Here is a 24,970-nt window from a genome sequence, read left to right as displayed (position 1 = left end):
TCGATAGATTCTTTACGTGAGGATTAGATTTTCCAGGCGCCGCGCATGGGCTGATTGATGAGGCGGTTTGCCGCTTCGTCGTTGATGAACTCCTGTTTCACCGGGTCGAAGTCGAGCGAGCGACCCAGTTGCAGGGCGATCTTGCCCATGTTCACGATGGTGGCCGAGCGGTGACCGTTCAGTTCGTTGAGCGCGAATTTTTTACGGCTCTTCACAGCATCCGAAAACAGGCCCACCTGCGGTTCGGAGTCGGGCATGGAATCGATCACTTTCAGAATGTTTGGAATGTCGGAGCGGAAGCCGCGATAGATCTTTCCTTTGGGACCTTCAATGTAGGGTACCGACGTGTCTTTGTTTTCGCCGTCGAGAATGATCTTGCAGCCGTCGGCATAGGTAAACTCTATTCTTCTCCAGGTGCCCACGGCATCGTCGTGTTGCTGGGGAGCGTCCACGTCAACACGGATAGGGCTGGTGTTGTCTTTGCCCAGGAAATATTGCACGGGGTCGATATAGTGTTGGCCCATGTCGCCAAGACCGCCGCCGTCATAGTCCCAATACCCTCTGAAGGTGCTGTGCACACGGTGGGGGTTGTAGTGTTTGTATTGTGCGGGGCCGAGCCACATGTCGTAGTCGAGCTCTTGCGGCACGGGGGTGGGTTCGAGGTTGTTCTTGCCTACCCAATAGAATTTCCAGTTGAAGCCTGTCACACCGCTGATGGTGACTTTGAGGGGCCAGCCCAGGATGCCGCTGTCGACCGCCTTCTTGAGCGGTTTCACTTCGGTGCCAAGGCCATAGAAGTTGTCTTTGAAGCGGAACCAGGTGTTGAGGCGGAACATGCGGCCATATTGCTCCATGGCTTCCACCACGCGCTTGCCTTCGCCAATGGTGCGGGTCATGGGTTTCTCGCACCACACGTCTTTGCCGGCCTGGGCGGCCATCACCGACATGATGCCGTGCCAATGGGGAGGGGTGGCAATGTGCACGATGTCGATGTCGGGTTGTGTGATCAGCTCTCTGAAATCGGAATAGCCACGAACGTTTCCGCCGGCCAGCGCGATGCCTTCCTTCAAATGCACTTTGTCCACATCACACATGGCAATCACCTTGGTGCCCTCATAGGGAATATGACCACGCCCCATACCTCCGACACCGATGATGCCTTTGGTGAGGGTGTCGCTGGGCGCGAGATATCCCTTCCCTAAAACGTGACGGGGCACGATGGCAAATGCGCCAAGGGCAAGGGCCGATTTCTTAAGAAAGTCCCGACGGGAGCTTTCCTTTGCACTGACATTCTTCTTTTTCATTCGTGTATAATTTGGGCGTTCTTAGACTTGATATGCAATAAGGATATTAATCGAGTTTTTTAAAACTTTCTATACGTAAAAGGAAAAATTACAATCTACTTATTTGGTGTGCGACAGGCACACGCGGTAAATCTCCTCACGACCGTATGGATTCTTTAAAAAACACCCCGGAAGATATTCGTAAAGTGTGTGCGGAATTACGTGATGTGCGGTATGAGCCTCCCCCCGAGACCGTTCCCGCATTGAACACACCAACGAACCCAACCGGCTATTGCCTTCGCAGCTTCTGCTTTCTTTCTGATACTCCTTATATCTATAGGCACACACGGAGCCGACACGTTCTTTTTCAAGACGAAAAGTATTTTGTCGCCGGCGAGGTTTGGAATGTTCAGAAAAAAGACTGTACATTAGTGTACTAAATAGGTAGTACACTAATCCTCGCTGCTATGATCACCATCAACGATTTGCATTTTCACTATGGAAAAAAGGATGTGTTCAAAGGCGTATCCACCACGCTGGAACCCGGTCACATCTATGGCATTCTGGGAAAGAATGGAACGGGCAAGTCTACCTTGCTCTATACCATTGCCGGCTTGCTCTATCCAAAACAGGGAAGCATCCGGGTAAACGGTTTTGCGCCCGGTAGCCGCCAGCCTGGTTTTCTGCAGGAGGTGTTTATGGTGCCCGAAGAATTTTACCTGCCCAACATTTCCATTCCCGACTTTGTGAAATACTACAGCCCGTTCTATCCAAAGTTTGACCGGGATGCCTTCTATGGTTTTATGAAATCGTTTGATATTCCCGCTGGCAGTTTGCTGCAGGGCATGAGCTATGGACAGAAAAAGAAAGTGTACATCAGCTTTGGCGTGGCCAGCAACGCCTCGGTGTTGTTAATGGACGAACCCTCTAACGGACTCGACATCATCAGCAAAGGTCAATTGCGAAAAGTGATTGCCGGAGCGACTACCGAAACCAAAACCATCCTCATCAGCTCGCACCAGGTGCAGGACCTCGACAACCTCATCGACGAAGTGCTCATTTTGGACGACACCGAAATTATCCTGAAACAAAACCTCGACGCGGTGTCGCGCAAGTTGCTGTTCAAGATCTCGCTCGATCCCGAAGATCTGAAAGACGCGTTGTATTCGGAATCTATCCTGCGCGGCAACACCGTGGTGAAAAAAAATGAACATGCCGAAGAAAGCCGGGTCGATCTGGAATTGCTCTACAAGGCCACCATGGCCAATCCCGAAAAAATGAAATCCATCCTCAGTCTTAATTAAACTATCATGCTATCACAAACGGTTCAGGTCAATCGCGCCTTTCTTTTCTTTCGGAAGTATGCCTTCGAGAACAAGAAAGCCTATCTGTTTCTCTTTCTGGCCATCGCCGCCTTTCTGGTGCTTTGGTTGGGTGTGCAGCTTGGATTCACCAACCCCAATCTGTTTAATGAACGGGGACAGGTGGCCTACTATTTTGTCACGCTGTTTCTGTCGGGGTGTCTATCGGCGGGCGTGTTGTTTTCCGAGTTGGGCGTGAAACCCAGGGCTATAAGCTACCTGCTCACACCGGCATCGACCACCGAGAAGTTTGTTTGCAAGTTGTTCTTTGGTGTGCTGGTGTTTTTTGTGGTGTACTCGGTGCTATTCTCGGCTGTCGATTTTGTGGCGGTGACGCTGGCCAACCGCAAGTTTGGTACGCAGTGGCAAGTCATCAACGTGTTTCAGTTGAACAAATACCAGAACCCATTTTTAGACGGCCCGGTGACGGACACATTCTATTTGTATTTTCCGGCGCAGGCGCTGTTCATCCTGGCGTCGATCTACTTCAACAAGCACGGTTTGTTCAAGGCCATTGTGGGCATGGGATTGCTCTGGGTATGCTTCATCGTGGTCTTCCTGCTGGTGCGGCAGGTGCTGCCACCGGGCGGGTTCAACAAAGGCTTCAGCACGTTTGAAGTGATGGATGCCAGCGGCGACAACAAGGTGGTGACCGTGTCGGCGTGGTTGATGGTGGTGGTGATAGTGTTCTTCAAATTCTGCATCACACCGCTGTTGTGGACGGCGTCATATTTTCGATTGAAGGAAAAGGAATTGTAATCAAGCCATTGAATGGAATTCAAAGAAACGCAGCCGATCTATTTGCAGATCGCGGACTATGTGTGTGAAAAGATCGTGACCAAAGCGTGGAATGCCGAAGAACGCATCCCCGCCGTGCGCGAGCTGGCCGTGCAACTGGAGGTGAATCCCAACACGGTGATGCGCACGTATGAATTTCTCCAGCAAAAAGACATTCTCTACAACCAGCGTGGTGTAGGCTTGTTTGTGGCAGCCGAGGGAGCAAAGAATGCACTGAAATACCGGCAGTCGGAATTTATTCAGAAAGAGATGCCGTCGTTTTTCCGGAGCATGGTGCTGTTGCAAATGGACGTGAGCGACCTCGAGTCTTATTTTAAAAAATATAAAAAGTCAAATCCCTAATCTCAATATGCGTTATGGAACAAAAAGTAAAATACAAAATCGCCCTCAAAGCCAGCAACGCCATCCTGTTGTTGCTCGTGCTCATCATCGTTGTTTTGTTGAGCGCCGTCACGCTGGCCATCAACCTGAAGTTCAATCAAAAGGATTTCAGTTTTGTCCACAACAATAAATCGCAATACGATAAGATTGCCATAAAGATCGCCCGCGTAGTGTCGGTGTCGAACGTTTCGAATTGCCTCATCGTGGCTTCGGATACTATGCGGCTCGAAGCATCGCGCACGTTTGGTAGCGACCTGCAAGTAGACACCACGGGCGACACGGTGCGCATCGTTGCAGCCCGCGTCGAAAAAAGTGGCGTTGAACGGAACGTGATCCTCTATTTGCCCACCGGCACCACCGTGTCTTTAGATTCATCCACTGCTGATGTTCGGGGCGGCTACGACTTTCAGAAACGCCCATCGTTTTCGTTCGTGCTCAACAACAGCCGCCTCACCGCGTCGGCGCCAAGCCACCACACATTTTTTGACAAGCTGGACATAGAAGGGAATTCAACCTCGTCGGTAGAGGTTCTTGATCGTGTGCACATCAACAACGTGAACCTTGCCAACGTCTACGATGCAAAATTTAATGAAGGCTTTCAGATTGCCAACCTCACCACATCGTTCGATGCAAGCCGGAGGGTGAGCGTGGCAAAGACGAACTGGGCGGTTCGGGTGAGTTTGGAGAAGTGAAGAATAAGTCAGCGGGTCGTGTCTGTTCACGAATCCCGCTGATGTGACTATGTTATTTTAACCAGCCCTTCACATTCGTATCCTTCCAACTTCTTGTATTCGCCGAATCAATCACTGCCTCGCAAACCTTCTGTGTCTCCAACGCATCTTTGAACGTAGGATGACAAGGTTCACCCGTTTCCAGGCTCTTCAGAAAATCTGCAGCCTGGTGAACAAAAGAGTGCTCATAGCCAATAGATAGTCCCGGCACCCACCAACGCTTCATGTAGGGTTGATCGCCGTCAGTAACCAGGATGGAACGCCAGCCGCGCACAATGGAGTCGTCGCGATGGTCGAAGTATTCAAGGCGGTTCAGGTCGTGAAGATCCCATCGGATGGAGGCGTGTTCGCCATTGATTTCAAATGTATAGAGTGCTTTGTGGCCGCGGGCATAGCGTGTGGATTCGAACAGGCCCAGCGAACCGTTTTCGAAATGGCAATGGAAGATGCAGGCGTCGTCGATGCCCACCTTCTGCACTTTGCCGCTGGCCTGGTGCACGCGTTCTTTGATGAACGTTTCCGTCACGGCCGACACGTCGGTGATGCCGCCGTTCAGCCACATGGCTGTGTCGATGCAGTGGGCCAGTAGGTCGCCCGTAACGCCCGAGCCTGCGGCGTCAACATCAAGGCGCCAGAGGCCTTCGCCACCCTGGGGAAGCTCGGGGCTGATGGTCCAGTCTTGCAGGAAGTTGGCGCGGTAGTGAAAGATCTTGCCCAGCTTGCCAGAGTCGATGAGTTGCTTCGCGAGTGTGACGGCGGGGAGGCGGCGATAGTTATACCACACGGTGTTGGCCACGCGCGCTTTTTCAACCGCGTCGACCATGGCTTGGCCTTCGGCAACGGTGCGGGCCAGCGGTTTTTCGCACAAGATCATTTTTCCTTTGGCGGCCGCGGCAATGGCAATTTCGGCGTGGCTGTCGTTGGGCGTGCAGATGTCGATGGCGTCGATGTCGTCGCGGGCAATGAGTGCTTTCCAGTCGGTTTCGGTTGAGGCATAGCCCCACTGTTCGGCAAAGGCCTTCACCTTGTCGGCGTTGCGCGAGCACACGGCTTTCAGTTCCGGTTGATAGACGAGTTCGGGAAAGAAATTTTTTATGCGGTTGTAGCCGTTCGAATGGGTTCGCCCCATGAAGCCACAACCAATCAATCCAATTCTCAGCGTTTTATTTTTTGACATAAGAATACTGCTTACTCGATTTTAAAATTTGATACCTGCTTTTTTGAATTCTGTATTCACACACGACGGATCAAGCTCACACCGCTTCATACCATCCGTGCTTCTCCCGCACCTTGATCATGGTGGCGAGGATGTCGTTCCAGGTTTGTTGCTTGGTCATCACGTCGTTTGAAAACATGCAGCCGTCCCAGCACACGTGTTTGAAGGCTTTGGTGAGGTTGCCGTTTTCATCGCGCAGCCAGTGGCCCGCGTCGGTGGCGATGTCGAGTTTGCCGTTGGGGTCGGTGGCCAGACAGTGGCGTCCGGTTTTGTCGTGCGAGCCTGTGCCGTGCACGGTGCCGTCGTTTTGGGCCACGTGAAAATCGATGGTCCACGGGCGGAGTGCCTTTGTCACTTTCTTGAGCGCATCCGTCAGCGTGGCGCGATCGCTCCAGTCAAAATTTTCGGGAAGGATGCGGTCTTGCGGACTGTTGTAGCCCAACAGGTAGAGCAGCGTGTGCGACATGTCAGCCTGAAAGCCGATGTTCTTGCGGTCTACTGCTTCCAGCGTTTCTACCATGTGTTTCCAGCTGTGCATGCCGCCCCAGCAGATCTCGCCTTCGGCCGCCAGTTTCTCGCCATAGTCTGCAGCAACGTCGCAGGCTTCGCGAAAGGTTTGGGCGATCAGCTTGGTGTTGTTTGCCGGATCGGCTGCCCACTGTTGGGGAGAGCTGGCCGAGTCGATGCGCACAATGCCATGCGGGCGTGCGCCGATGTCGCGCAACACTTTTCCGATATGGCAGGCCTTGCGCACCATCTCCACAAATTGTTTGCGTTCTTCCTTGCTGCCCATGGCCGGTCCACCCCAGATGGGCGCCACCAGGCTGCCGATGCTGAGGTTGAGGTTGGTCACTTTGTCGGCAAGTTTTTTAATGCCGTCGTCCGTAAGATCTATGTTCACGTGTGGGTCGAGCAGGCCCAGGTCCACACCGTCAAACTTCACACCGCCCACGTCGGCGGTGGCCGTAAGCTTCAGCATGGTGTCGAAATCGATGGGTGGTTCAGAATCGGGTCCTTTGCCTACGATACCGGGCCACGTGGCATTGTGCAGTTTGGGAAAATTGTTGTCTGGCATATGGCGTAGTCTTAATGTTTGAATATGGGGTTGGTTGTAGTGGCGTTGTTGGTTTACACTTTCAGATCGGGATTTGCCGGGCCAAAGTGTTTCAGCATCACAATCGGATCGGTGTCGGAAGGATTCACAATCGTGACGCCTTCGACAGCCGCTTGTTCGCTGATGAAGAACTCATCGTTAGTGAGCTGACCATAACGAATCAATGAAGGCGTTTCGATGTTCCAGCTTCCCATCTTGCCGTGTCCCTGCATCACAATGATGCCATAGGCGGCGCTGTCTTTGATGGTAACGGTGGCGCCGGGCGCAACCGTAAGTTCTTTGGCGCTGAAGTCGTGCGACTTGTAGCACACCCAGGTTTCGCTGTAGCCCTGGCTTTTCATTTCGGCTTCGGGCTTCACCGGTTTGGGGCGCATGAAACGGTTGGCCATCATGTTCGGATCAACATTCAGATCCCAGTCCAGCACATCAAGCAACAAATCGAAATCGCCGATGCGGTCTTTGGGTGTGCCGTTCCACAGCAACTCTTCGGGAACAATCGCTTCGTTCACCAGCGACTGATACATGGCAAACACATCCGATGCTTTCTGCGGCTCATACGTGCACAAGCTTCCCGGAGCGTGCAGCAATCCTGGAGGAACATCCCAGCCGGTGCCGGGTTCCAGCACATAGGCCGATGAGTAGTTTGTTATTTTGTTGTCGCCTTTTGTGAAGTTGACAAGACACTCGCGGATCTGCGCTTTTGTTGTGCCGGGTGCAATGCCGAAAAATGTATAGGGGAAATCACCACCGTGATTGTTCAGTTGAGGAGGGAAATAGTACGCTTCCGGTTTTCCCAACTGTCCCACCATTTTGGCATACTCGTCGTTGTGGTGAACGTGGTGGGGGAGTGGCCCCATGTTGTCGAAGAATTTGGAGTACATGGGCCACGCGCCGTACTTCTTCCACAGGCGTTCGCCGATGATGGCGCCTTTCAGGTGGTCGATGGCGTCTTTCAACAGTACTTGTTCTGTTTTGCCGCCGTCGTTCACCACGATGGCGCTGAGGCCTTCGTTCTCGCCGGTGAGCGGACCGTTCTTGGCGGGTGTGGTAGATGAAAGCCAGCGTTCGTCTATGCCGCCGCGCTGGCCGCCCAGCACATAGTAGTCGTCGGGATGGAGTTTGATTCTTCTTCCGGGCACGCAAAAGGAGCGGGGCACCCAGGTGGGTGCGAGCCGAACGATGCCCTTGCCTTGGTCCAATGCTTTTTCTGCCAAACTTGCTTTTCCTTGGGTTGTCATTGAAATGTAGTGTTTGTTAAAAACTGTTGAATACGGGTTGGATTGTCTAGTACCTCAAGCTCAAGATCATAGTGCCGGCGTTCGCCGGGCGCGAGGTGGATGAGCGTGTTTTGTTTTCGCGCGGCGGCCTGGCCAATGGGCGGATGGGTTGCCGGTTCGATGCCCGAAACATATTCGCCCGGTGCCCAATGCTGCCAGTTGATGAGCCACGGCAGCTGTTGTTTCTTGAAACGCAACGCCACGGCTAGTCCTAACTTTGCATTGTGCACGCCACAGCTCCAGGTGCCGTTGCTGTCGGCCACGGGGTCGATGGCCGCGGCTTCTTCGCCTTTGCCGCGATGCGCTTCCAGGGGTGCGGGGCAACGCTTGAAGTCGTTTCCTTCTTTGAAGATTTTTGGATCGGTGTTCAGCGATTGCCATGTGCCGTTCCAGAGCAACGCTGTTCCTTCGTCGAGCAAAGGCCATCCAAAATTGAAATGATAGAGCAGCATGTGTGGTGCAGGGATGTTGCCCACGTTAATCACTTCGTCGTGAACGCGAAGAGATGCCTGCCCCAGCGTTCCGGAAATGGTGCGCCGAAGTTCCATGCTGGGACCAAACGTTGTGGTCTGCCGCATGCGGCCTGTGATGCTCATGTCGAGCTTTCCGTTTACCGGATCGGGCTGAACAATAGATTCAATCTCTGCCGCAAGATTGCTGATGGGGCCGTGCAGCCCGCGCTCACCAAACTCGTCGGCTTCCGGCCCACCCACGTGCGATAGTCCACACGTGGTGAGCAAGCCACCGGCAAATGTTTTGAGCCAGTCGACGCCGCGATTTGAAAACGGCTGAGGTGCAACAACACCCAGGTGACTGATCCACGCGAGGCTATGTTGATTGTGAAAGGCATCCACAATGTCCATGGCCCGGTCAATCACCACCTTATAGCGCAGACCGGTGCCGGTGTTTATCCACGCAATGCGTGTGCCGCGCCCGGGGCCGTTGTCGAGCACAGAGGTTTCGATGCCGCCCAGTTGGGCGGCATGCGAAAGCTTGTTATGCCAGGCGGGTTGTGTTGAAGATTCTTGCATGGCGATGTGATGGGAGCGTGTTGAAAAACATGAGACAAAAAACGATCACTGTTTCAGACGAATGTCGCGATACTCCACTTTCATGGGCGGACCAACGTGCACCTGCACGCCCAGCAGACCACTGAGCTTTTGGTTCACGGTGTCGCTGTCGGTCACGTCGCTCATCAGCACACCGTTGATGTAGTGTTGCAGGTGGTTGCCTTTGGCAATGATGTGGCAGGTGTTCCAGTCTTCGTGTTTGATGAGCGTCTTCAGCGAGTCGGCGGTGCCCAGCGAGGCGGTTACTTCGCGCGAGCTCCACGCGTTGTTTTTCACGTTGGCTTGCAGCGAACCGGCGTCGTTTGGATTGGGTTGCGTGCTCACGGTCACGGTCTCGCCGCGATAGGCCAGCGTTGTTCTGCCGCGCTCTTCATAGTTCTGACCGGTGTAGTTAATCTTGCCGTCGATGTCGGCCTGATAGCCGCGCAGGGCATGGGGCACGTCGCTCACTTTTTCGCTGCGATAGTTCACACCGCTGTTGCCGGCGTCGGCAATGCGGAACTCCAGCTTCAGTTCAAAGTCGCCGGGCGTGCCGCCTTGCCACACAATGAAGGTGTTGGTTTTGAGCAGCGTGGTGGGTGTGACTTCGCCCACCAGGTTGCCGTTCTCCACACGCCAGTAGGTAGTGTCGCCTTCCCAGTTGGCCAGCGTCTTGCCATCGAAGATAGACACAAAGCCATCGCCCGCGGCGCTGTCTACTGTGGCAGCTTGTTGGGTTTCGGCCGGTTTTTTACAGCCACTGGCCATGGCCAGCACAAGGAGACCAAGGGCAAGGCCGTTCAGAGCGTTTATTTGACGGATTGATTTCATAGAGGTTATCGTGGTTTAGGGTCGTTGGTTATTGCGTGTGGTGTGAAGGGACGTCATTTGTTTTTATACACTTCGTTCTCTCCGTTTCCACCCGCCATCAGATACGCCACAAGATCTTTCAATTCTTCTTCGTTCAGGCTGTTGATCAGGCCCGGATACATCACCGAGATATAAGAGAACTTCTTGCTGACCACATCCTGCTTCGGAATTTCGCGAAGTGTTTCGGGCGCAAAAGGATTCTGCGAAACAAAATAGGCCGCATCGTTTTCGTTGGTCAACCGACCCAGAATAGACGAGCCATCCTTCATGGTGAACACGGTGGCCGCATATTGATCAGACACCACCTTGCTGGGTTCAATGATCGATTCGAGCATGTCTTTCGCTGCGAAGCGTGTGCCAAGCTGTGTCAGGTCGGGACCAATGGTGCCGCCTTCGCCGCGCATGGTGTGACAGGCAATGCAACGCGTGGCAGCAAACAACATTTTGCCTTGTTCGAAATTGCGCGTGCCGCTTTTGTCTTCAACAACCGACACGGCTTCGTCAATCTTCCAGTTTCTTCCGGGGCCTTTGGGTTCGGGACCTTTCACCAGTTCGTTTCCGGATTGCGCCACCAGGCCACCACCCGAAAGTTCGTTGTAGTGTTCCATGTCTTTTTCAGGAACATGCGTCAATGCCGCGAGGCGTGCTTTGTTGATGAAGCCGATGTAGCTCAGGCCTCCTTTGTAGCCAAAGGCTTTTTTGAACCATGCAAAATATTTGTCGTGCAGCGCAGGTGTCCATCCTGTTTTTGCATTCATGAGCACGGTGGCATACCACGTTTGTTGTGCCGGCGGAACGTTGGCCAGCATGTTGGCGATGTCCATGCCATACTGCGGGTTCCTCAGAATAAGATCGGCGCCCTGGCTGGCGGTTTTTACCAATGGATCGTCTTTCGCTACTTCCAATAGGGCCAGCGTTTTTTCGATGGCACCGGGAGCTTCCAGGTAGACCAGCACTTTGCTGAGGCTTCGGTTGAGTGTGTTGGTGTTGGCGGGGTAGTGTGGATTGAGGTAAGCAATCACTTGTGTTTTCACAGCACCTTCGGGTGTGCCCATGCGAAGCAGAATGAGTTCGAAAGCTCTTAACAAATCTACTTGTTGTGATGCGCTCAGCGATTTATAGTCAATGGTGGTCAACGCGGTGAGCAAGGCATTGCGCACGGCGGGCTTTGCATGATGCACCAGTGCGATCGAAGATTCGATCAACGTCTGCGCATCTTTTTCTTTCAGCACACGTGCCTGCCATTCGGCAACAGGCTGATGCTCCACGGCAATGCGCGCGGCATAGCGAATGAAACGGTCTTCGTTTTTCAGATAAGGCCACGCAAAATCAACGGCACCTTTTTGGGGTGCACCGTGATAGGCTTCCAGTTGTTTCCGGATGTCGCGTGCGGCTTGTCCGGCATCCGCAACCGCCACGGCGGGTTCGGCTGTTTCTTTGCCATCGCCTTTGTAGTAGACTCTGTAGAGATCCGATTCCAGGCGACGTCCGCCCGTGAGGAAATAGAGTGCGCCATCGGGACCGATAGCACCATCGGTCAAGGGCAACGGTGCGCCGGAAAGAAACTCTTCGGGCTCTGCCGTGTAGGATGCTCCGTTGGGTTTGAGGTGAATGGCGTAGATAATACCAAAGCTCCAGTCGGAAGCAAACAAAGCGTCTTTATAGCGCGACGGAAACTTGGCGTGCATGCCATGGATGAGGTTGGTAGGGGAGCCCTGACCAATGTTGATGACGGGGGGAAGGTTGTCGGGGAAATCGGGCGACCACGGACTGTCGCCGGTGCGCCAGCCATATTCGCTTCCGCTGGTCACATGACAAATGCGTGTTGGCCGATACCAGGGCATACCAAAATCCCATTCCATGTCGGAGTCGTAGGCAAACAACTCGCCTGCTTCGTTGAACGTGAAATCAAACGGGTTGCGATAGCCTGCGCCCACCAGTTCCCAATGGCTTCCCACAGAGTCGGTGCGTGCAATCCATCCACCGGGGGCGGTGCGGTCGTTGGCGTGGCCGCGTGGATCTTTGATGAGGGGCAGCATGTTGTCTTCCTGCCACACGTGGGGCAAGCGGTAGGCATCCATGGGGGGCACGTTGGTGAAGTTGCCCGCAATCATATAGATCGATTTCTTGTCGGGGCTGAGAACGACACTGTGCGGGCCGTGTTCGCCGTCGCCTTCGAGTGCTTTCAGCAAGGTGATTTTATCAAACTGATCGTCGCCGTCGGTGTCCTGAAGACGATAGAGGCCGCTGCCTTTTTCAAAGTTCTCGTCTTTGTCGTGGTTCACCATCACATAGAGGCTGTTGAAGGCATAGAGCAACCCTTGTGCATAGCCCATCTGAATTTTGGGCTTGGTGGTGTCGGCCAGCTCGGCCGTTGTTTTGCCGATCTCCAGCTTTTCGATTTTCATCACCGAGTCGGAACCCACCGGTGCCAGCACAAGGCGATAGAGGGCGCCATACTGATCGGAGGTGATGAGGCGGCCTTTGTTGTCGAACGTCATGGCCACCCACGAGCCTTGCTCTTTGTCGGAGGGGCTGTACAAATGTTCGGCTACAAAACCGGGTTGCAGTTTCAGCTTCTGAAGTTTTGGGTCTGCGTTTGCCTCCGTGCCGGTAGACTTATCGTTGCGACAAGCCGCGAACAGCAGGGGAATGCAGAACAGGAGGAGGAGTTTTTTTGAGGAAAGATTTTCGGACATGATACAGGTTAAGATTGATGGGCAAAATTTACGATCATTTTCAGGCGCCGATTCGGGTTCGGGCGCAACTGAAAATGGAATGTGTCAGCAAAATCGGGGGTTTCCATCCTGTTCCGTCCTGCACGCGATAGCAATGGCCTTGCGAACGGTATTACCGCCCTGACAGGCGGTAAAAACGTTCTTGCTGTTGATAAATAAATAATGCACAGCGAAGCAGAAGTTTCCCCATCTCACCCAAACGTTCAGCAATAAAAAAGACCTAAATTCGAAAACCCGATATCCCCATCAGGCCCTGTGCAAGACAACTCCACAGTCCCCATCAAAACGTTATCCGCCGCTGCCCCACGTCAGCAAACGTCAATCAACCCGAACACATCATGAACCGAAGAAACTTCCTGCAACAAAGTGCACTGGCCTCACTAGCCACCACCGCGCTGCCACTTCCGGCAAACACAAACGCATTTGTTCCCGCACATAACTGGGATGGCTACGACTTTGGCCGCGGGCCCGCCATCACCGACCGTCTCAATCAAGGTCCCTTCCCAACCTACGCACCCGAAGACGTTGTGCCCGGTGCCGAAGTGATCATGGCCACCACACCGTCGAAGAAGCGCGTGCCCAACTACGGCATGGGCCTCACCACCTACCTCTGCGACGAAATGGGACCACCCCGAAAAGAAAACGAGTCTCTCGAAAAGTCGCTCGAAAAACTGGTGAGCCTCTCCCTCGGCGACGTGCTCTACATGCGCGTGGACTGGCGCGACATCCAAACCAAACCCGGCAGGCTCGACTTCTGCGCACACTGGAAGATCGCCTTCGACCTCGCCAAACAATACAACAAACGCATTGGCCTGCGCGTGCAACTGATGAGCCCCGACATCGCACCCCAATCCATGCCCGATTTCCTCATCGGCAAAGTGCCCCTCTACAAATTCGGCAAGACCAACGAGATAGGCCTCCCCAACAAAGAACTCTACGCCCCACAGTTCGACCACCCTGCATTCATGAACGCGCTGAAAGAAATGGACGGCTTGTTGGCGGCAACCTACAACGGCCACCCGCAGGTGGAGTTCATCGACACCTACATGTATGGCTTCTGGGGCGAAGGCCACACCTGGCCCTTCCCCGACAAAAATCCTTTCGCCGACTACGTCACCGCCGAACGCACCTTCGTGAACATCTTCGAAATGCAAAACACAAACTGGAAAAACACACCCCTGCTCACCAACACCCAACCCGACTACAGCCGCGTGGGCAACTCCGAAATTGTGGACCGCACCATCCGCACCCACAACTGGCTCCGCACCGACACCATCTTCATCGAAAACATGCAGATCGAAAGCCTCAGCAACCGCCCCGCCTGGACCGGCGCCTTCGTAGAAAACGGAATCTCGGATGGAACACCGGAGAGTTTGAAAATTTCGGAAGGCGTGACACGAACCGACAACATCATAGCCCACGCCAAAGACGTTGGCCCACACTATTTTTCACTATGGAACTGGCACCGAATACAAGCCGACCGCCTGCAACACTATTATGAACAATATCCGGATGCCATCAACGATTTGTCCATGACCATAGGCTATCGCGTGAGGCCGTCGTGGATCTGGTCGTTCGAGAAAGAAGGCAATCCAGGATTGGTGCTCGGCCTCGTGAACGACGGCGTTGCCGGTGTGCCGGGAGCATTGCGCATTTTGGTGAAGAGCACTGCGGGAGAGAAGCTTGCAGAAGGGAGTCTGGATCCAGGCTACCCGCTTCCGGGGAAAGTGCGGCAAGCGATGCTGGTGTTGCCGAAGGGAACGAGTGTGGAGGGGGTGAGGATTTATGCGGAGGTGGAGGTGAAGGGGAAGCGGTATAAGGTGCAGTGGGCGTGTCAGCAGAAGGTGGAGGAGGATGGAGGGATTGTGGTGAGGAGGAATGTGTAGGTGAAATTGTTCAGTCTTCAACCTAAGGAGGATTTATTTCTAACGGCGAAAATCGAGTGTTTTTACTCTATTCGAAGAGCCTTTGTGGAAAATGTCATAGGTACTTTAGTTTTTTGATGGACTTATAGGCTTGCAACAGTCCAGTATTTTGACTGATATGTCTAGAGAGGAACGCTTATGTCTTTGGATTTCTTCTTTGAGTTGTTCTTTTGTAGTGTATTTTTCTGGTAGATTTTGATGCTTGTTTTTTAACCAAATTACAAGATATATGGCGGCGTCAGTTCCCACGCTTTCCATATATAGAGGTAGTTGTGTTTCTATAGCGGTTTCAATATTTGCGTGGTGTGCCTTTTTTATCTCGATGCAAACTTTTAATATCTCATCGTCCTCGTTTTTTGTTGTTAGGAGAATATCAACGCTCCCTTCTGCCTCACGCACTTCCCTTGAAAGCTGAATCCCTTTGGTTTTGCAATGTATATCTAGACTATTTGAAATATAGGGTTGGATTTCGGTTTCGTTTTTTGGAATAGTACATTTCGTGTCGCGCCAGAAATTGACAAAGGATGATTTTAGAAGGATCTCTTTTTCAATGTTGTTTGTCAATATATCTAGAATAAAATCCTTTAACTGCCTGTTTGTGGAAATTCGTCTATCTCTTATACTAAGCTGGACATCGGTTAAAAGAGGATGAAGTAATACGTCATCAATGCTTTTTTCACATTGAACAGTGTCCTTCCCTCTTTCGTCAAGTTTTTTAAGAAAGTCGAATTTGTAAAAGTGTGGAGTTTCGGAGTTAATACAAGTGTCGCAGTTACAAGGAACCATTTCCTCAAAGGAAAGTTTATTGGCCTTGTCAAAGTCTTTATGAATTTCAATGATATTCATCCTAACGGCAGAGAGAAGGCCTTTTTTATCTTCCCCGGATACTGATATTGTGATTTTTCCTCGAATTGAATCTTCTATTATCAAGGCTAACGTGTTTTCGTATTCCAGAACGACCCCATGCTTCCAGTACATATTTGATTTAACGAAACTATGACTTTTGACAATAAATCTTCCGAGGATACCGGCCGGCATAAAATCATATCGAAACTCAAATCGTAAATTAGATGTATGGTCCCATTTTAGATTGGAAGGCTTGTCTGGAGGTAATAAATCTGGCGCTATATAGCCGGAATTGTCTCGTAACTCAAAACACAGCTGATATTGATGCATTAGTTTCAATAGCTCAGGCTTTTTTGAGCTGAATCGAGGTTCGTTCCATATTTCGTCAAGACTGTTGATAGTAAATTTTCCATTGATGATACTCTCGCTATCAAGTACTTTATACATACCATCCACACACCAATCTGTATTTATGAAAATAGTTTGCTTCAATAGAAGATCGAATTGATGATGGATTATAACCCCTAAGTCATTTAAGTATTGACTTAAGAAATCGGCTTTCGTTTTGTTAAGTCCATGTTTTTCGCAAATTTCGAGATAGTCGGAGTATGGAATGAAATCTTTTTCGTTGCTTAGATTCTCAATGTCACTTCTTATGTTGATCCATTTATTTGACAGCTTTAACTTCGTCTGAGGCAAAATTTTTATGGCCTCTAATATTGCGTTTTTTAGATTTTTGATTGTTCCTTCGAAGCCGGGCGCGCAACTCACATCGATGAAATCAACAATGTTTTTGAATTGCTCTTTATAGAGAGATTTTGCTAAAGTTTTTTTTCTTTCGTCGCATTTGCTAAGAACAATAATAACTGGACTTGAATCACTAAATAGCTGAATAGTGTTAAGCCAGTAGTAGAAATCGAGATAATTACTTTCTTCCCGTGCTTCTGTTAGAAAAAGATAAATTGATCTCTTTGTTATAAATAATTGGTGAGTAGCGTCATATTTTTCTTGTCCGCCAAAGTCCCAAATATTTAGTTTGAAAGGTTCTTGAGACTTGCTCCATTGAAGTAAGAAAGGTTTTCGTAAAATGTTTATTCCTCGGGTGGTGTCACTTCTGTCCAACTTATATCCAGGGCTCAGAAGTTTTTTTGAAAGTACGGTTTTACCAACATTACCACGGCCTACGAGAACCATTTTAGCTTCGAACAAGTACTTTTCTAGATCTGCTTCCTTTTTTGAGAGCAGGAAATTCTTAATTGAATCCCACCCAGTCTTTGTAATTTCTTGTGGTACGTTTTCGACGTAGAGATTGTCTAAACGCAATGTTTTGAGTGACTTGCTATTTACTATTTCTTCTGGAATTCTGAATATCGTATTGTACCTTTCATTTCCATACTTATCTTTTATATAGTTATCAGACAAACTTATTCGTTGAATGTTGGTAAGCCCTAATAGCGATTTCGGAAAATTAGTTAGGTGATTTCCATTGAGATTGATTTCAATAAGATTACGTAGACTTTGAATGTCTGAAGGAATAGACGTTATATTATTGTGTGCTAGGTTTAGATACTTTAAATTGGTGAGACTAACAATCGTTTTAGGGAATTCAATGATTGCATTGTTGGGTACGGACAACTCAACTAGATTCTTCAGGTGTGAAATTTCGTCGGGAATAGAAATAAGTTTATTTGCCTGTAAGAATAGTGATTCTAACGATGGTATTTTGAACAGGTCTGATTGTATGTATGTTAACCCCAGGTTTCCGGCTACTATTTTTTTTATTTTCTTCAATTGAAAGACAGCTTCCGGGATTTGAGCAATGCGAGTGTTTGAAATGTTTAGATAGTCTAAATTTGCCGGCAAGCTATGGATAGCCTCAAGGGACCGAGAGTTTTGAATGTCTAGGTATAGCAACGGCCATTCGTGTAGATCGAATGGGAGGTCTTCGAATGGTCCTGAAATGTGAAGGGTTGTTAATTTATTTAGAGAGCGTAGTTCTGTTGGGAATTTTCCTGAACGGTAGTTCTCAATTGTCAATGATTGAACAGATTTCGCGTCACTTATCTTTGATATGTGTCTTTGGTAAATGGGAGCCGAGCCAAACTCTAGTTGTTCTAGACTTGTCAGTTGTGGAAGGATATCAAGTATCTCCTCGAAATTTGCACCTATGCTTTGTATCTGGAGTTTTTTTATGGAATTTTTTCTGTCGTTTTGAAGAAGTGTTTCTATAGTTGTCATAAATGGACTACGATTAAGGCGTTGAATCTATCGGCTATTTTAACTGACGACTTAGTAAGTTGACTTGTCGTCAGAATTCTTGCGCTATTCCGAGATGGGTGGGCTAGTGATCGGACTGGATCAGGTGGGCAGGGAATAGTGTGTCCTAATTTATAGGTTTGTCTATTCAACGCAAGAGACCGGGCTATAATTTTTTTTCGAATACAGACATGGTCTGAGCAAGATTTTGAAAAGTGAGCTATCGTAGGTGACGTCAATTGCTTTAGGTGTTTGATTGCGCGCATAAGCCCTGCGAGGGCGCTATCAATAGGCCGTCCGCTTACGCGCGGGTGCTCCACCTATCAGCAATCTATAGAATTGTTGAGCCTGTCATCGAGTTTCGGAAGTTGTGGCAACGGCACATTTATGGCGTTATCCGACGATATTTCGTCGGTCCGACGAAATATCGTCGGCCAATGACCCGTTCAATGTTCTCACGCATTTTTTTTAGCCTGCTTTCAGTGATGTCAGCTTGGCGGTTGGGACTAAAAAAAATGACGCGAACGTAAATAAAATAGCATCGAAAAAGTTTTGGAAAACAATTAATATGCGGGATTTTGCAACTGACAAAGCCCGGCTTTCAATTGAGGCGAGGCCGAGTTCAATAGGAGCGACATACGTTTCAATTGAAGAATAGATTTTTTACACGTGAAGGGCCCTTCGTTTCAATTGAAACCCTTGCCTTGTTAATGAAAATAATTTCCGTTACTGTCAAAATAAATTCTGTTATAGCGAAAAAAAATCCCGATACAATGAACATGTTTTCCTGGCCAACGAAAAGATTTTCCGATACACCTGATTAATTTTTCCTTTTCATAGTTTGAAGAAGAGTTGTAGTTGATTGGCGCGCCGGGCTAACGGATTAGATATTATTTTCCGTTGATTCGATTTAGGTGTTGTATAAGGAGTGGATCATTGTCAATTGAAACGCGATGCGTTCTCATTGCAAAGAAAAATTTAGCAGGTGTAGGGCGAATTGTTTTCATAGTAAGCCACTTTGTGTTGATGGTATGGCAAATTGTGATAGTTGTTTGCCAAAGTGTTTTCATTGCTTCGGAAGATGTAATCGTGGGCAGGCGATTGGAAATGGTGTTTCATTCAAAAAGACGCTAGTGCGGACGTTTGTGTTTTCTTGGCAAAATGCATGCATTTATTACATCGCTTTTTTCTGACGTCTTGTCATTTTTGCCTGTGCGGATTCAAAAGTCGACGCTTGCCAAAAAATTGGCCTTATGGTTGTCTAGGGGCCGGTGCGGACAAACAAAATAAAACCTCCGCCTTTTATGAACCAGGTTAGAATCACCACCGGCTTCACCCGCTTGCGCGACGAAGCACTCGATGCCCGCGCACAGGCGATTGTTGCGGCCATGACCGGTAACCCAAATTTCGCAGCGCCCACGCCCACGTTGCAGGTTATCAACGATGCCCACAAAGCATTTCAGGACGCTGCCGCAGAGGCAGCCAAAGGAAACAGAAGTGTCACTGCTTTGCGCGACACACTGCGCGACGATCTGATAGGCAAACTGAACGATCTGTCGCTCTATGTTCAACTGAACTGCAAAAATGATTTGTCTATTCTGCTAAGCTCCGGTTTCAACGCCCGCAAAACACCCGAGCCAACTCCGCCAATTCAGAAACCAGAAGGCTTGAAAGTGAAGACGGCCGATGTGAAGGGCACTGTGAAATTGCTGATCAACAAAGTTGAAAACGCCGCCGCCTATATTTTCGAGTACCACCCCCGCGCCACCGGCGAAACCCCATGGACCACATTATATTCCACCACTCGCACCATCACCATCACAGGTTTGCAAAGTGGCGTAGAGTTTACATTTCGCGTTGGAGCCGTGGGTGCTGATAGAACGGTGAAGTATAGCAATGAAATTAACAGTTTTGTGTTGTGATTAGACGGGCTCGTCAAAAATGCACAACCGTTGCTCCAAGAGTTATTTGCACTTCTGAATAATTAACTAAGGCCCCTTGCAAAAAGTGCTGCGAGGCTAGGGTGTTGCGGTAGCCTTTTTAGGAAGCAGGTCGGCATAGAAGGCGAGGGCGAAGGTAGAGGGAGAGTTCGGTGGAGGATGGGAATTTTAGGAGTGGGGTGGACATGGGTTGATTCGTTTAAGATTAACGAGTAGTGTTCGTGAAGTGGAAAAGAAGCTTGTAGGCATTTATCACACTTTCTCTCATTGCATCATCGCAGTTGTCGACTTCTATTTTGCTAAGAAGATGAAGAATGCTTTTACGGTAGCGAGTCGCTTCATCGCGACTGGCGATGGGAATGCAGATTTGCATTTGCTTTGTACGTGTGCTGACCTTAATCATATTGTATTTGTAAGTATGGGCATTGTCGCGGAGCGAATAGGCTTGCGTGAATTTTGAATCGGGCACCCACGTTTCGCCCTGAAGCGTTTCGAGTTTCACATCGTTCTTCAACTCCGACAACGTTGACTTCGCGCCCACTTCTATTTTCAGTGCTTTCATCTTCCATTCATAGTCGGCCTTCAGCACCAGCATGTGGATGGGCGTTTCTTTGCTGATGCGCATCTGGTCTTGCCGGTGGGTGTTGGTTGCGGAAAAGGTGTAGTCGTTCACGAAGTGGTTGGGGTTGTGGTCGTGATAGTAGAGGTAGTCGGCATCGATGTTCAGCTTGCTGCCGTTGGTGAAGACATGGCTGAGGTTGAAATTTGCCATGCCGTGTTTCCAGTGGTTCACTTCGCGGTCGTGTAGCGCGATGTGGGCAGAGTCTGTTCCGTTTTGTGCTACACGCGAATGATTGAACGATTCCATTTTCCACAGGTCGCTGAATCCGGACACGAACACATTCATTGACGTTTGCTTCGTGACCGACCAATCTGCTCCGGCGCTAAAGCGCTGGATGGGCCATGTCACATAGCGGTCGGTGATGGTGTTGGAGTATAGGTCGCGATTGAGCAACTGTCGTTCATAGTTCCATTGTTGCCAGCGGCGATCGCTGTTCATGGAGTAGGAGGCTTGCAGCGCTACGTCGTTTCGTTTGTAGTGAAGTGTTGTGGACCCCGTTGGTTTCACGTATCCACTCACATCGCTGAACCCCAGGCCTACCGTGGCCGTGCCGTGCAGGCCCTCGTCGGTATTCTTTTTGGTCACGATGTTGATGATGCCCGCGTCGCCCTCGGCATCGTAGCGCGACGATGGATTGCTGATGAGCTCAATCTTGTCTACACTGCCCGCGCTAACACCCTCAAGCTGCTGAATGACCGTGCTCAGGGGCAGGCGTTGCAGTTTGCCATTCAACATCACTTGTATTCCCGACTTGCCGTTCATGCTCATGCCGCCGCTTTGCCGGTTCACCGTGATGCCGGGTGAACGCTCCAGCACATCCAGCACCGACCCGCCTGCTGAGGCGATGCTGTTGTCGACGTTCACAATCAGACGGTCTATGCGTTGTTCGAAGAGGGGCTTGTCTGCTTCCACCACCACTTCGCCAAGCACCGTGCTTTCTTCTTCCAGCACCATGGGGTCGATCACCAGCTTGCCGTTGGTCACCTGAAGGGCGATGGTACTGGTCTTAAACCCCACCATGCGTGCCACCAGCAGATAGTGCGCCGGAGCAACGTCTTTCAATGTGAACATTCCCTGCACATCGGTTACGGTACCCTTATCATGGTCGAGTCGGTGGGGGAAAGCAGCAATACGTTGGCCGAGGGCAGGGGTTGATGTTGGAGGTCAAACACGTTGCCCGTCAGTTGCCCTTGCGCCAGCACCATGGCATGAATGAGACAGGCAACACTGAATGTTGCAATTCGCACGCGTGATTTTGTCTTCATATTCCGCGGGAGATCCGATGTGTTATTCTCCCTTCACCAAACCAACGGCAACCCGCGCACGACACATAAAAAATTAGCTGACCCGCACCATTCACCAGACAACCAACATAAAATCAACACCAATCCGTTTGGCGTGCAGGCGCATCATTTGGTCCCGGTCTGACAAACACGAAACCACACGCGCAAGATAATCCATGCAAAAAATAATATACTCCATTCAACCGATTCCGAAATCGCCCACATTTGTAGGAAATGAAAGCCCAATGAATCGCCGTGCCCAAAATACACTTTCTGAAAAACAAGATCATCGTCGCAGCATAGTCGCTTGTCTCAAGGACTGGACATCGCTGTCTGCATTTCTCTTCGCGTTCCTCATTTTCGGAGCGTGTTCCAAACCGCAGCCTGAGTCCGACTCCACCACCATTAACCTTGCTGGCGAGTGGGCTTTTCAAATGGACTCGCTCGATAAAGGTGTGTCGGAAAAATGGTTCGACACTGCACTGCCCGACAAGATTACGCTTCCCGGTTCCATGACCACCAACAACAAGGGAAACGAAGTGGGGTTCAATACGCCGTGGACCGGTTCCGTCTTTGATTCGTCGTGGTTTAAAAAGCCGGAGTATGCCGCATATCGCAAGGCGGGCAACATCAAGGTTCCGTTCTGGCTTCAGCCGGTCAAGTATTATAAAGGGGCAGCGTGGTATCAGAAGACGATCACCGTTCCAGCATCGTGGGAGGGAAACTATCGTGAGCTGTTCATTGAGCGCAGCCATTGGGAAACCACGGTGTGGATCGACACGGTGCGCATCGGCATGCAAAATAGTCTGGGCACGCCACACGTTTTCGATTTAACAAAACAGCTCACGCCGGGCACACACCAGGTCACGATCCGCATCGACAACCGCATCAAAGATTTTAATGTGGGCGTGAACTCGCACAGCATCTCCGACCACACGCAGGGCAACTGGAACGGCATGGTGGGCCAACTCTTTTTGGCATCGCGTCCGCTGGTGCACATCGGGCAGGTAACGTTGCATCCGGATGTGAACAACCGGCAGGTCAGGGTTAGGATGGTCGTGAACAACGCAGGCAAAGCACCCCAGGAAATTACTATACGCATGGCGGCGGCCGCCTCGAAAGACTCGGCTAACAGTTTACCGCCGTTGGAAAAGAAAGTGGTGATCAACGGCGACAGCGCAAAGTTTGAATGGACCTATGCCATGGGCGACACTCCGTTGTTGTGGAGCGAAGCCCATCCCGATCTCTATGACTTCAACATCAACCTCACAGCGGGAAAAAGCATCGAACAGAAGAAGATCACGTTTGGCATGCGCGAGTTTTCCACGCAGGGCACACAGTTCACCATCAACGGCAAGCCTACACTTTTGCGTGGCACGCTGGAGTGTGCCATCTTCCCCAAGACGGGCTATCCGCCCACCGACGAAAAAGAGTGGGAGAGGATCTTCACCGTGTGTCGCGCGTTTGGGCTCAACCACATGCGCTTCCATTCGTGGACTCCGCCCGAGGCCGCCTTCAGTGTGGCTGATCGGTTGGGATTCTATTTGCAGGTAGAGTGTTCGTCGTGGGCAAATTTTGGTTCGAGTGTGGGCGATGGTGCGCAGATCGATCGTTATCTCTATGAAGAAAGCAATCGCGTGGTGAACACCTTTGGAAACCATCCGTCGTTTTGCATGATGACCTATGGCAACGAGCCCAAGGGCGAAAACCAGAATCGTTACCTCGGAGACTTTGTGAAATACTGGCAGGCAAAAGATTCCACCCGCCTCTATACGTCTGGTTCGGGTTGGCCAGTGATTCCGGAAAACGACTATCATGTCACCTCCGACCCGCGCATTCAGCATTGGGAAGATGGTGTGAAGAGCATCATCAACAGCAAGCCACCGTCGTCGGCCTACGACTGGTCGGCCATCATCAACCAATGGAAGGTGCCCACCGTGAGCCACGAAATAGGGCAATGGTGTGTTTATCCCGACTTTAAAGAAATAGTACAATACGATGGCGCATTGAAGGCGCGGAACTTCGAAATCTTTCAGGCAACACTAAAGGCTAACGGACTGCTTCACCTGGCCGACAGTTTTCTGCTGGCCTCGGGCAAACTTCAGACGCTGTGCTACAAAGCAGACATCGAAGCTGCGTTGCGCACAAAAAACTTCGGTGGCTTTCAACTGCTCGACCTGCACGACTTTCCCGGCCAGGGCACTGCACTGGTGGGCGTGTTGAGTCCCTTCTGGACAGAGAAAGGCTACGTGACCGCCGCCGAATACAGCCAGTTCTGCAATGCCACCGTGCCGCTGGCCAGGTTTTCGAAAATGATTTATCAGAACAACGAAACGCTGAAGGTGCCGGTTGAAGTTTCGCACTTTGGCGATGCACCACTCGATAACACCACGGCATCGTGGCAGATCGCACATGCCGACGGACGTGAGGTGTTCAAAGGCATGTTTGCACAAAAGAACATTCCGTTGGGAAATGGCTTTGCCCTGGGCGTCATCAATCAGGCGTTGGGTGCGATAGACAAACCCTCGCGTTTGGTGTTGACAGTAGCCGTGGGAGAACGCAAAAACACGTGGGACTTTTTTGTCTACCCCGCTGCGTTGCCCAAGACCGCCAAAGACATTCTCATCACACAACAACTCGACGCAACCGCGATGAAGCGCCTTAACGAAGGTGGCGAAGTTTTATTGACACTGAAGAAGGGTAGTGTGAAACCTGAACATGGTGGCAGCGTGGCCGTGGGTTTCTCCAGCATCTTCTGGAACACCGCTTGGACACACGGACAGGCGCCCCACACGTTGGGCATTTTGTGCGATCCACATCACGCCGCGCTCGCCGAGTTTCCCACACAATATCACAGCAACTGGCAGTGGTGGGATGCCCTTTCGCACGCCGACGCCATCCGCCTCGACGATGTGACCCCCGGGCTGAAGCCTATTGTGCGCGTGATTGATGATTGGGTGACGGCACAGTCGCTTGGGTTGATTTTTGAATGCAGGGTTGGGAAGGGCAAGTTGGTGGTGTCGTCTATTGATTTGGTGTCGGGGCAAGGCAGTCGGCCCGAAGCAAAGCAATTGTTGTATAGTTTGAAGCAGTATATGGGGAGTGAACGGTTTAGGCCGGTGGTGGAAGTGAGTGAGAGTAAGATCAGGAATGTTTTGATAAATTAAGTCCCTTCTATAGTTGAAACAGGAACCCCGTTAGGGGTTTTCTGTTTTATAGCCCTCGGTGAGCGTGGGGAAACCAGGGGTAGTTGAGTTCAAGTTTTATTTGCATGTGTGCG

Annotated in this window: 17 protein-coding genes; 7 read left to right on the top strand and 10 right to left on the bottom strand. The window is 50.7% G+C overall.

Translation table 11 applies throughout. The features are described from left to right. Positions 1-23 precede the first annotated feature (23 nt). Positions 24-1,304 carry a Gfo/Idh/MocA family oxidoreductase gene (locus JI741_RS30130; protein WP_202016020.1) on the bottom strand — a complete coding sequence of 427 codons (1,281 nt, stop codon included), beginning with the start codon at positions 1,302-1,304 and terminating at the stop codon, positions 24-26. A 446-nt stretch (positions 1,305-1,750) separates the two neighbouring features. Here JI741_RS30130 and JI741_RS30125 point away from each other — a divergent pair, with 446 nt between their 5' ends. The 4 genes from JI741_RS30125 to JI741_RS30110 are packed head-to-tail and all read left to right on the top strand — an operon-like array spanning position 1,751 to position 4,515. Continuing rightward, complete coding sequence (locus JI741_RS30125; RefSeq protein WP_202016018.1) at positions 1,751-2,587, top strand: ABC transporter ATP-binding protein; 837 nt, start codon at positions 1,751-1,753, stop codon at positions 2,585-2,587. A 6-nt stretch (positions 2,588-2,593) separates the two neighbouring features. Next, entirely contained in the window at positions 2,594-3,403 is an 810-nt protein-coding gene (locus JI741_RS30120) for a hypothetical protein (protein WP_202016016.1), read from the top strand. Positions 3,404-3,415: 12 nt separating this feature from the next. Then, entirely contained in the window at positions 3,416-3,784 is a 369-nt protein-coding gene (locus tag JI741_RS30115; RefSeq protein ID WP_202016013.1) for a GntR family transcriptional regulator, read from the top strand. A gap of 14 nt (positions 3,785-3,798) precedes the next feature. Next, positions 3,799-4,515: a hypothetical protein gene (locus JI741_RS30110; RefSeq protein ID WP_202016012.1), complete on the top strand. Its 717-nt coding sequence runs from the start codon at positions 3,799-3,801 to the stop codon at positions 4,513-4,515. Between the two features lie 52 nt (positions 4,516-4,567). Here the strand turns inward: JI741_RS30110 and JI741_RS30105 are convergent, their stop codons facing one another. From JI741_RS30105 to JI741_RS30080, 6 genes are all read right to left on the bottom strand, one after another. Next, positions 4,568-5,731, bottom strand: a complete 1,164-nt coding sequence (locus JI741_RS30105) for a Gfo/Idh/MocA family protein (RefSeq protein ID WP_202016011.1) — start codon at positions 5,729-5,731, stop codon at positions 4,568-4,570. Between the two features lie 76 nt (positions 5,732-5,807). Beyond that, positions 5,808-6,845 (bottom strand): sugar phosphate isomerase/epimerase family protein, encoded by a 1,038-nt coding sequence (locus JI741_RS30100; protein WP_202016010.1) that lies wholly within the window; start codon positions 6,843-6,845, stop codon positions 5,808-5,810. 53 nt (positions 6,846-6,898) lie between these two features. Then, on the bottom strand, positions 6,899-8,122 hold the full coding sequence (locus JI741_RS30095; protein WP_202016009.1) for a cupin domain-containing protein: 1,224 nt from the start codon (positions 8,120-8,122) through the stop codon (positions 6,899-6,901). Beyond that, positions 8,119-9,192 carry an aldose 1-epimerase family protein gene (locus JI741_RS30090; RefSeq protein WP_202016007.1) on the bottom strand — a complete coding sequence of 358 codons (1,074 nt, stop codon included), beginning with the start codon at positions 9,190-9,192 and terminating at the stop codon, positions 8,119-8,121. The genes JI741_RS30095 and JI741_RS30090 overlap by 4 nt, the downstream gene beginning before the upstream one ends. Positions 9,193-9,237: 45 nt before the next feature. Beyond that, positions 9,238-10,041, bottom strand: coding sequence for a 3-keto-disaccharide hydrolase (locus tag JI741_RS30085; protein ID WP_202016005.1), 804 nt, complete (start codon positions 10,039-10,041; stop codon positions 9,238-9,240). Positions 10,042-10,094: 53 nt separating this feature from the next. Then, positions 10,095-12,779: a c-type cytochrome gene (locus JI741_RS30080; protein WP_202016004.1), complete on the bottom strand. Its 2,685-nt coding sequence runs from the start codon at positions 12,777-12,779 to the stop codon at positions 10,095-10,097. Between the two features lie 377 nt (positions 12,780-13,156). On the opposite strand from JI741_RS30080, the gene JI741_RS30075 reads away from it, so the two are divergent. Further along, positions 13,157-14,704 (top strand): hypothetical protein, encoded by a 1,548-nt coding sequence (locus tag JI741_RS30075; RefSeq protein WP_202016003.1) that lies wholly within the window; start codon positions 13,157-13,159, stop codon positions 14,702-14,704. 105 nt (positions 14,705-14,809) lie between these two features. Here JI741_RS30075 and JI741_RS30070 read toward each other — a convergent pair whose 3' ends face one another. After that, a complete protein-coding gene (locus JI741_RS30070) occupies positions 14,810-17,827 on the bottom strand; it encodes a COR domain-containing protein (RefSeq protein WP_202016002.1) in 3,018 nt (1,005 codons plus the stop codon). 1,322 nt (positions 17,828-19,149) lie between these two features. Here JI741_RS30070 and JI741_RS30065 point away from each other — a divergent pair. Then, complete coding sequence (locus JI741_RS30065; protein WP_202016000.1) at positions 19,150-19,767, top strand: fibronectin type III domain-containing protein; 618 nt, start codon at positions 19,150-19,152, stop codon at positions 19,765-19,767. Between the two features lie 223 nt (positions 19,768-19,990). Here the strand turns inward: JI741_RS30065 and JI741_RS30060 are convergent, their stop codons facing one another. After that, positions 19,991-21,478: a TonB-dependent receptor gene (locus JI741_RS30060; RefSeq protein WP_202015998.1), complete on the bottom strand. Its 1,488-nt coding sequence runs from the start codon at positions 21,476-21,478 to the stop codon at positions 19,991-19,993. Positions 21,479-21,492: 14 nt separating this feature from the next. Then, a complete protein-coding gene (locus tag JI741_RS30055; RefSeq protein WP_202015997.1) occupies positions 21,493-21,672 on the bottom strand; it encodes a hypothetical protein in 180 nt (59 codons plus the stop codon). A 263-nt stretch (positions 21,673-21,935) separates the two neighbouring features. Here JI741_RS30055 and JI741_RS30050 point away from each other — a divergent pair, with 263 nt between their 5' ends. Beyond that, positions 21,936-24,857: a DUF8487 domain-containing protein gene (locus JI741_RS30050; protein WP_236676346.1), complete on the top strand. Its 2,922-nt coding sequence runs from the start codon at positions 21,936-21,938 to the stop codon at positions 24,855-24,857. Positions 24,858-24,970 lie beyond the last annotated feature (113 nt).

Source organism: Chryseolinea lacunae (genome assembly GCF_016735595.1).
Lineage (GTDB): Bacteria > Bacteroidota > Bacteroidia > Cytophagales > Cyclobacteriaceae > Chryseolinea > Chryseolinea lacunae.
This window is presented reverse-complemented; position numbering and strand designations above follow the sequence as displayed.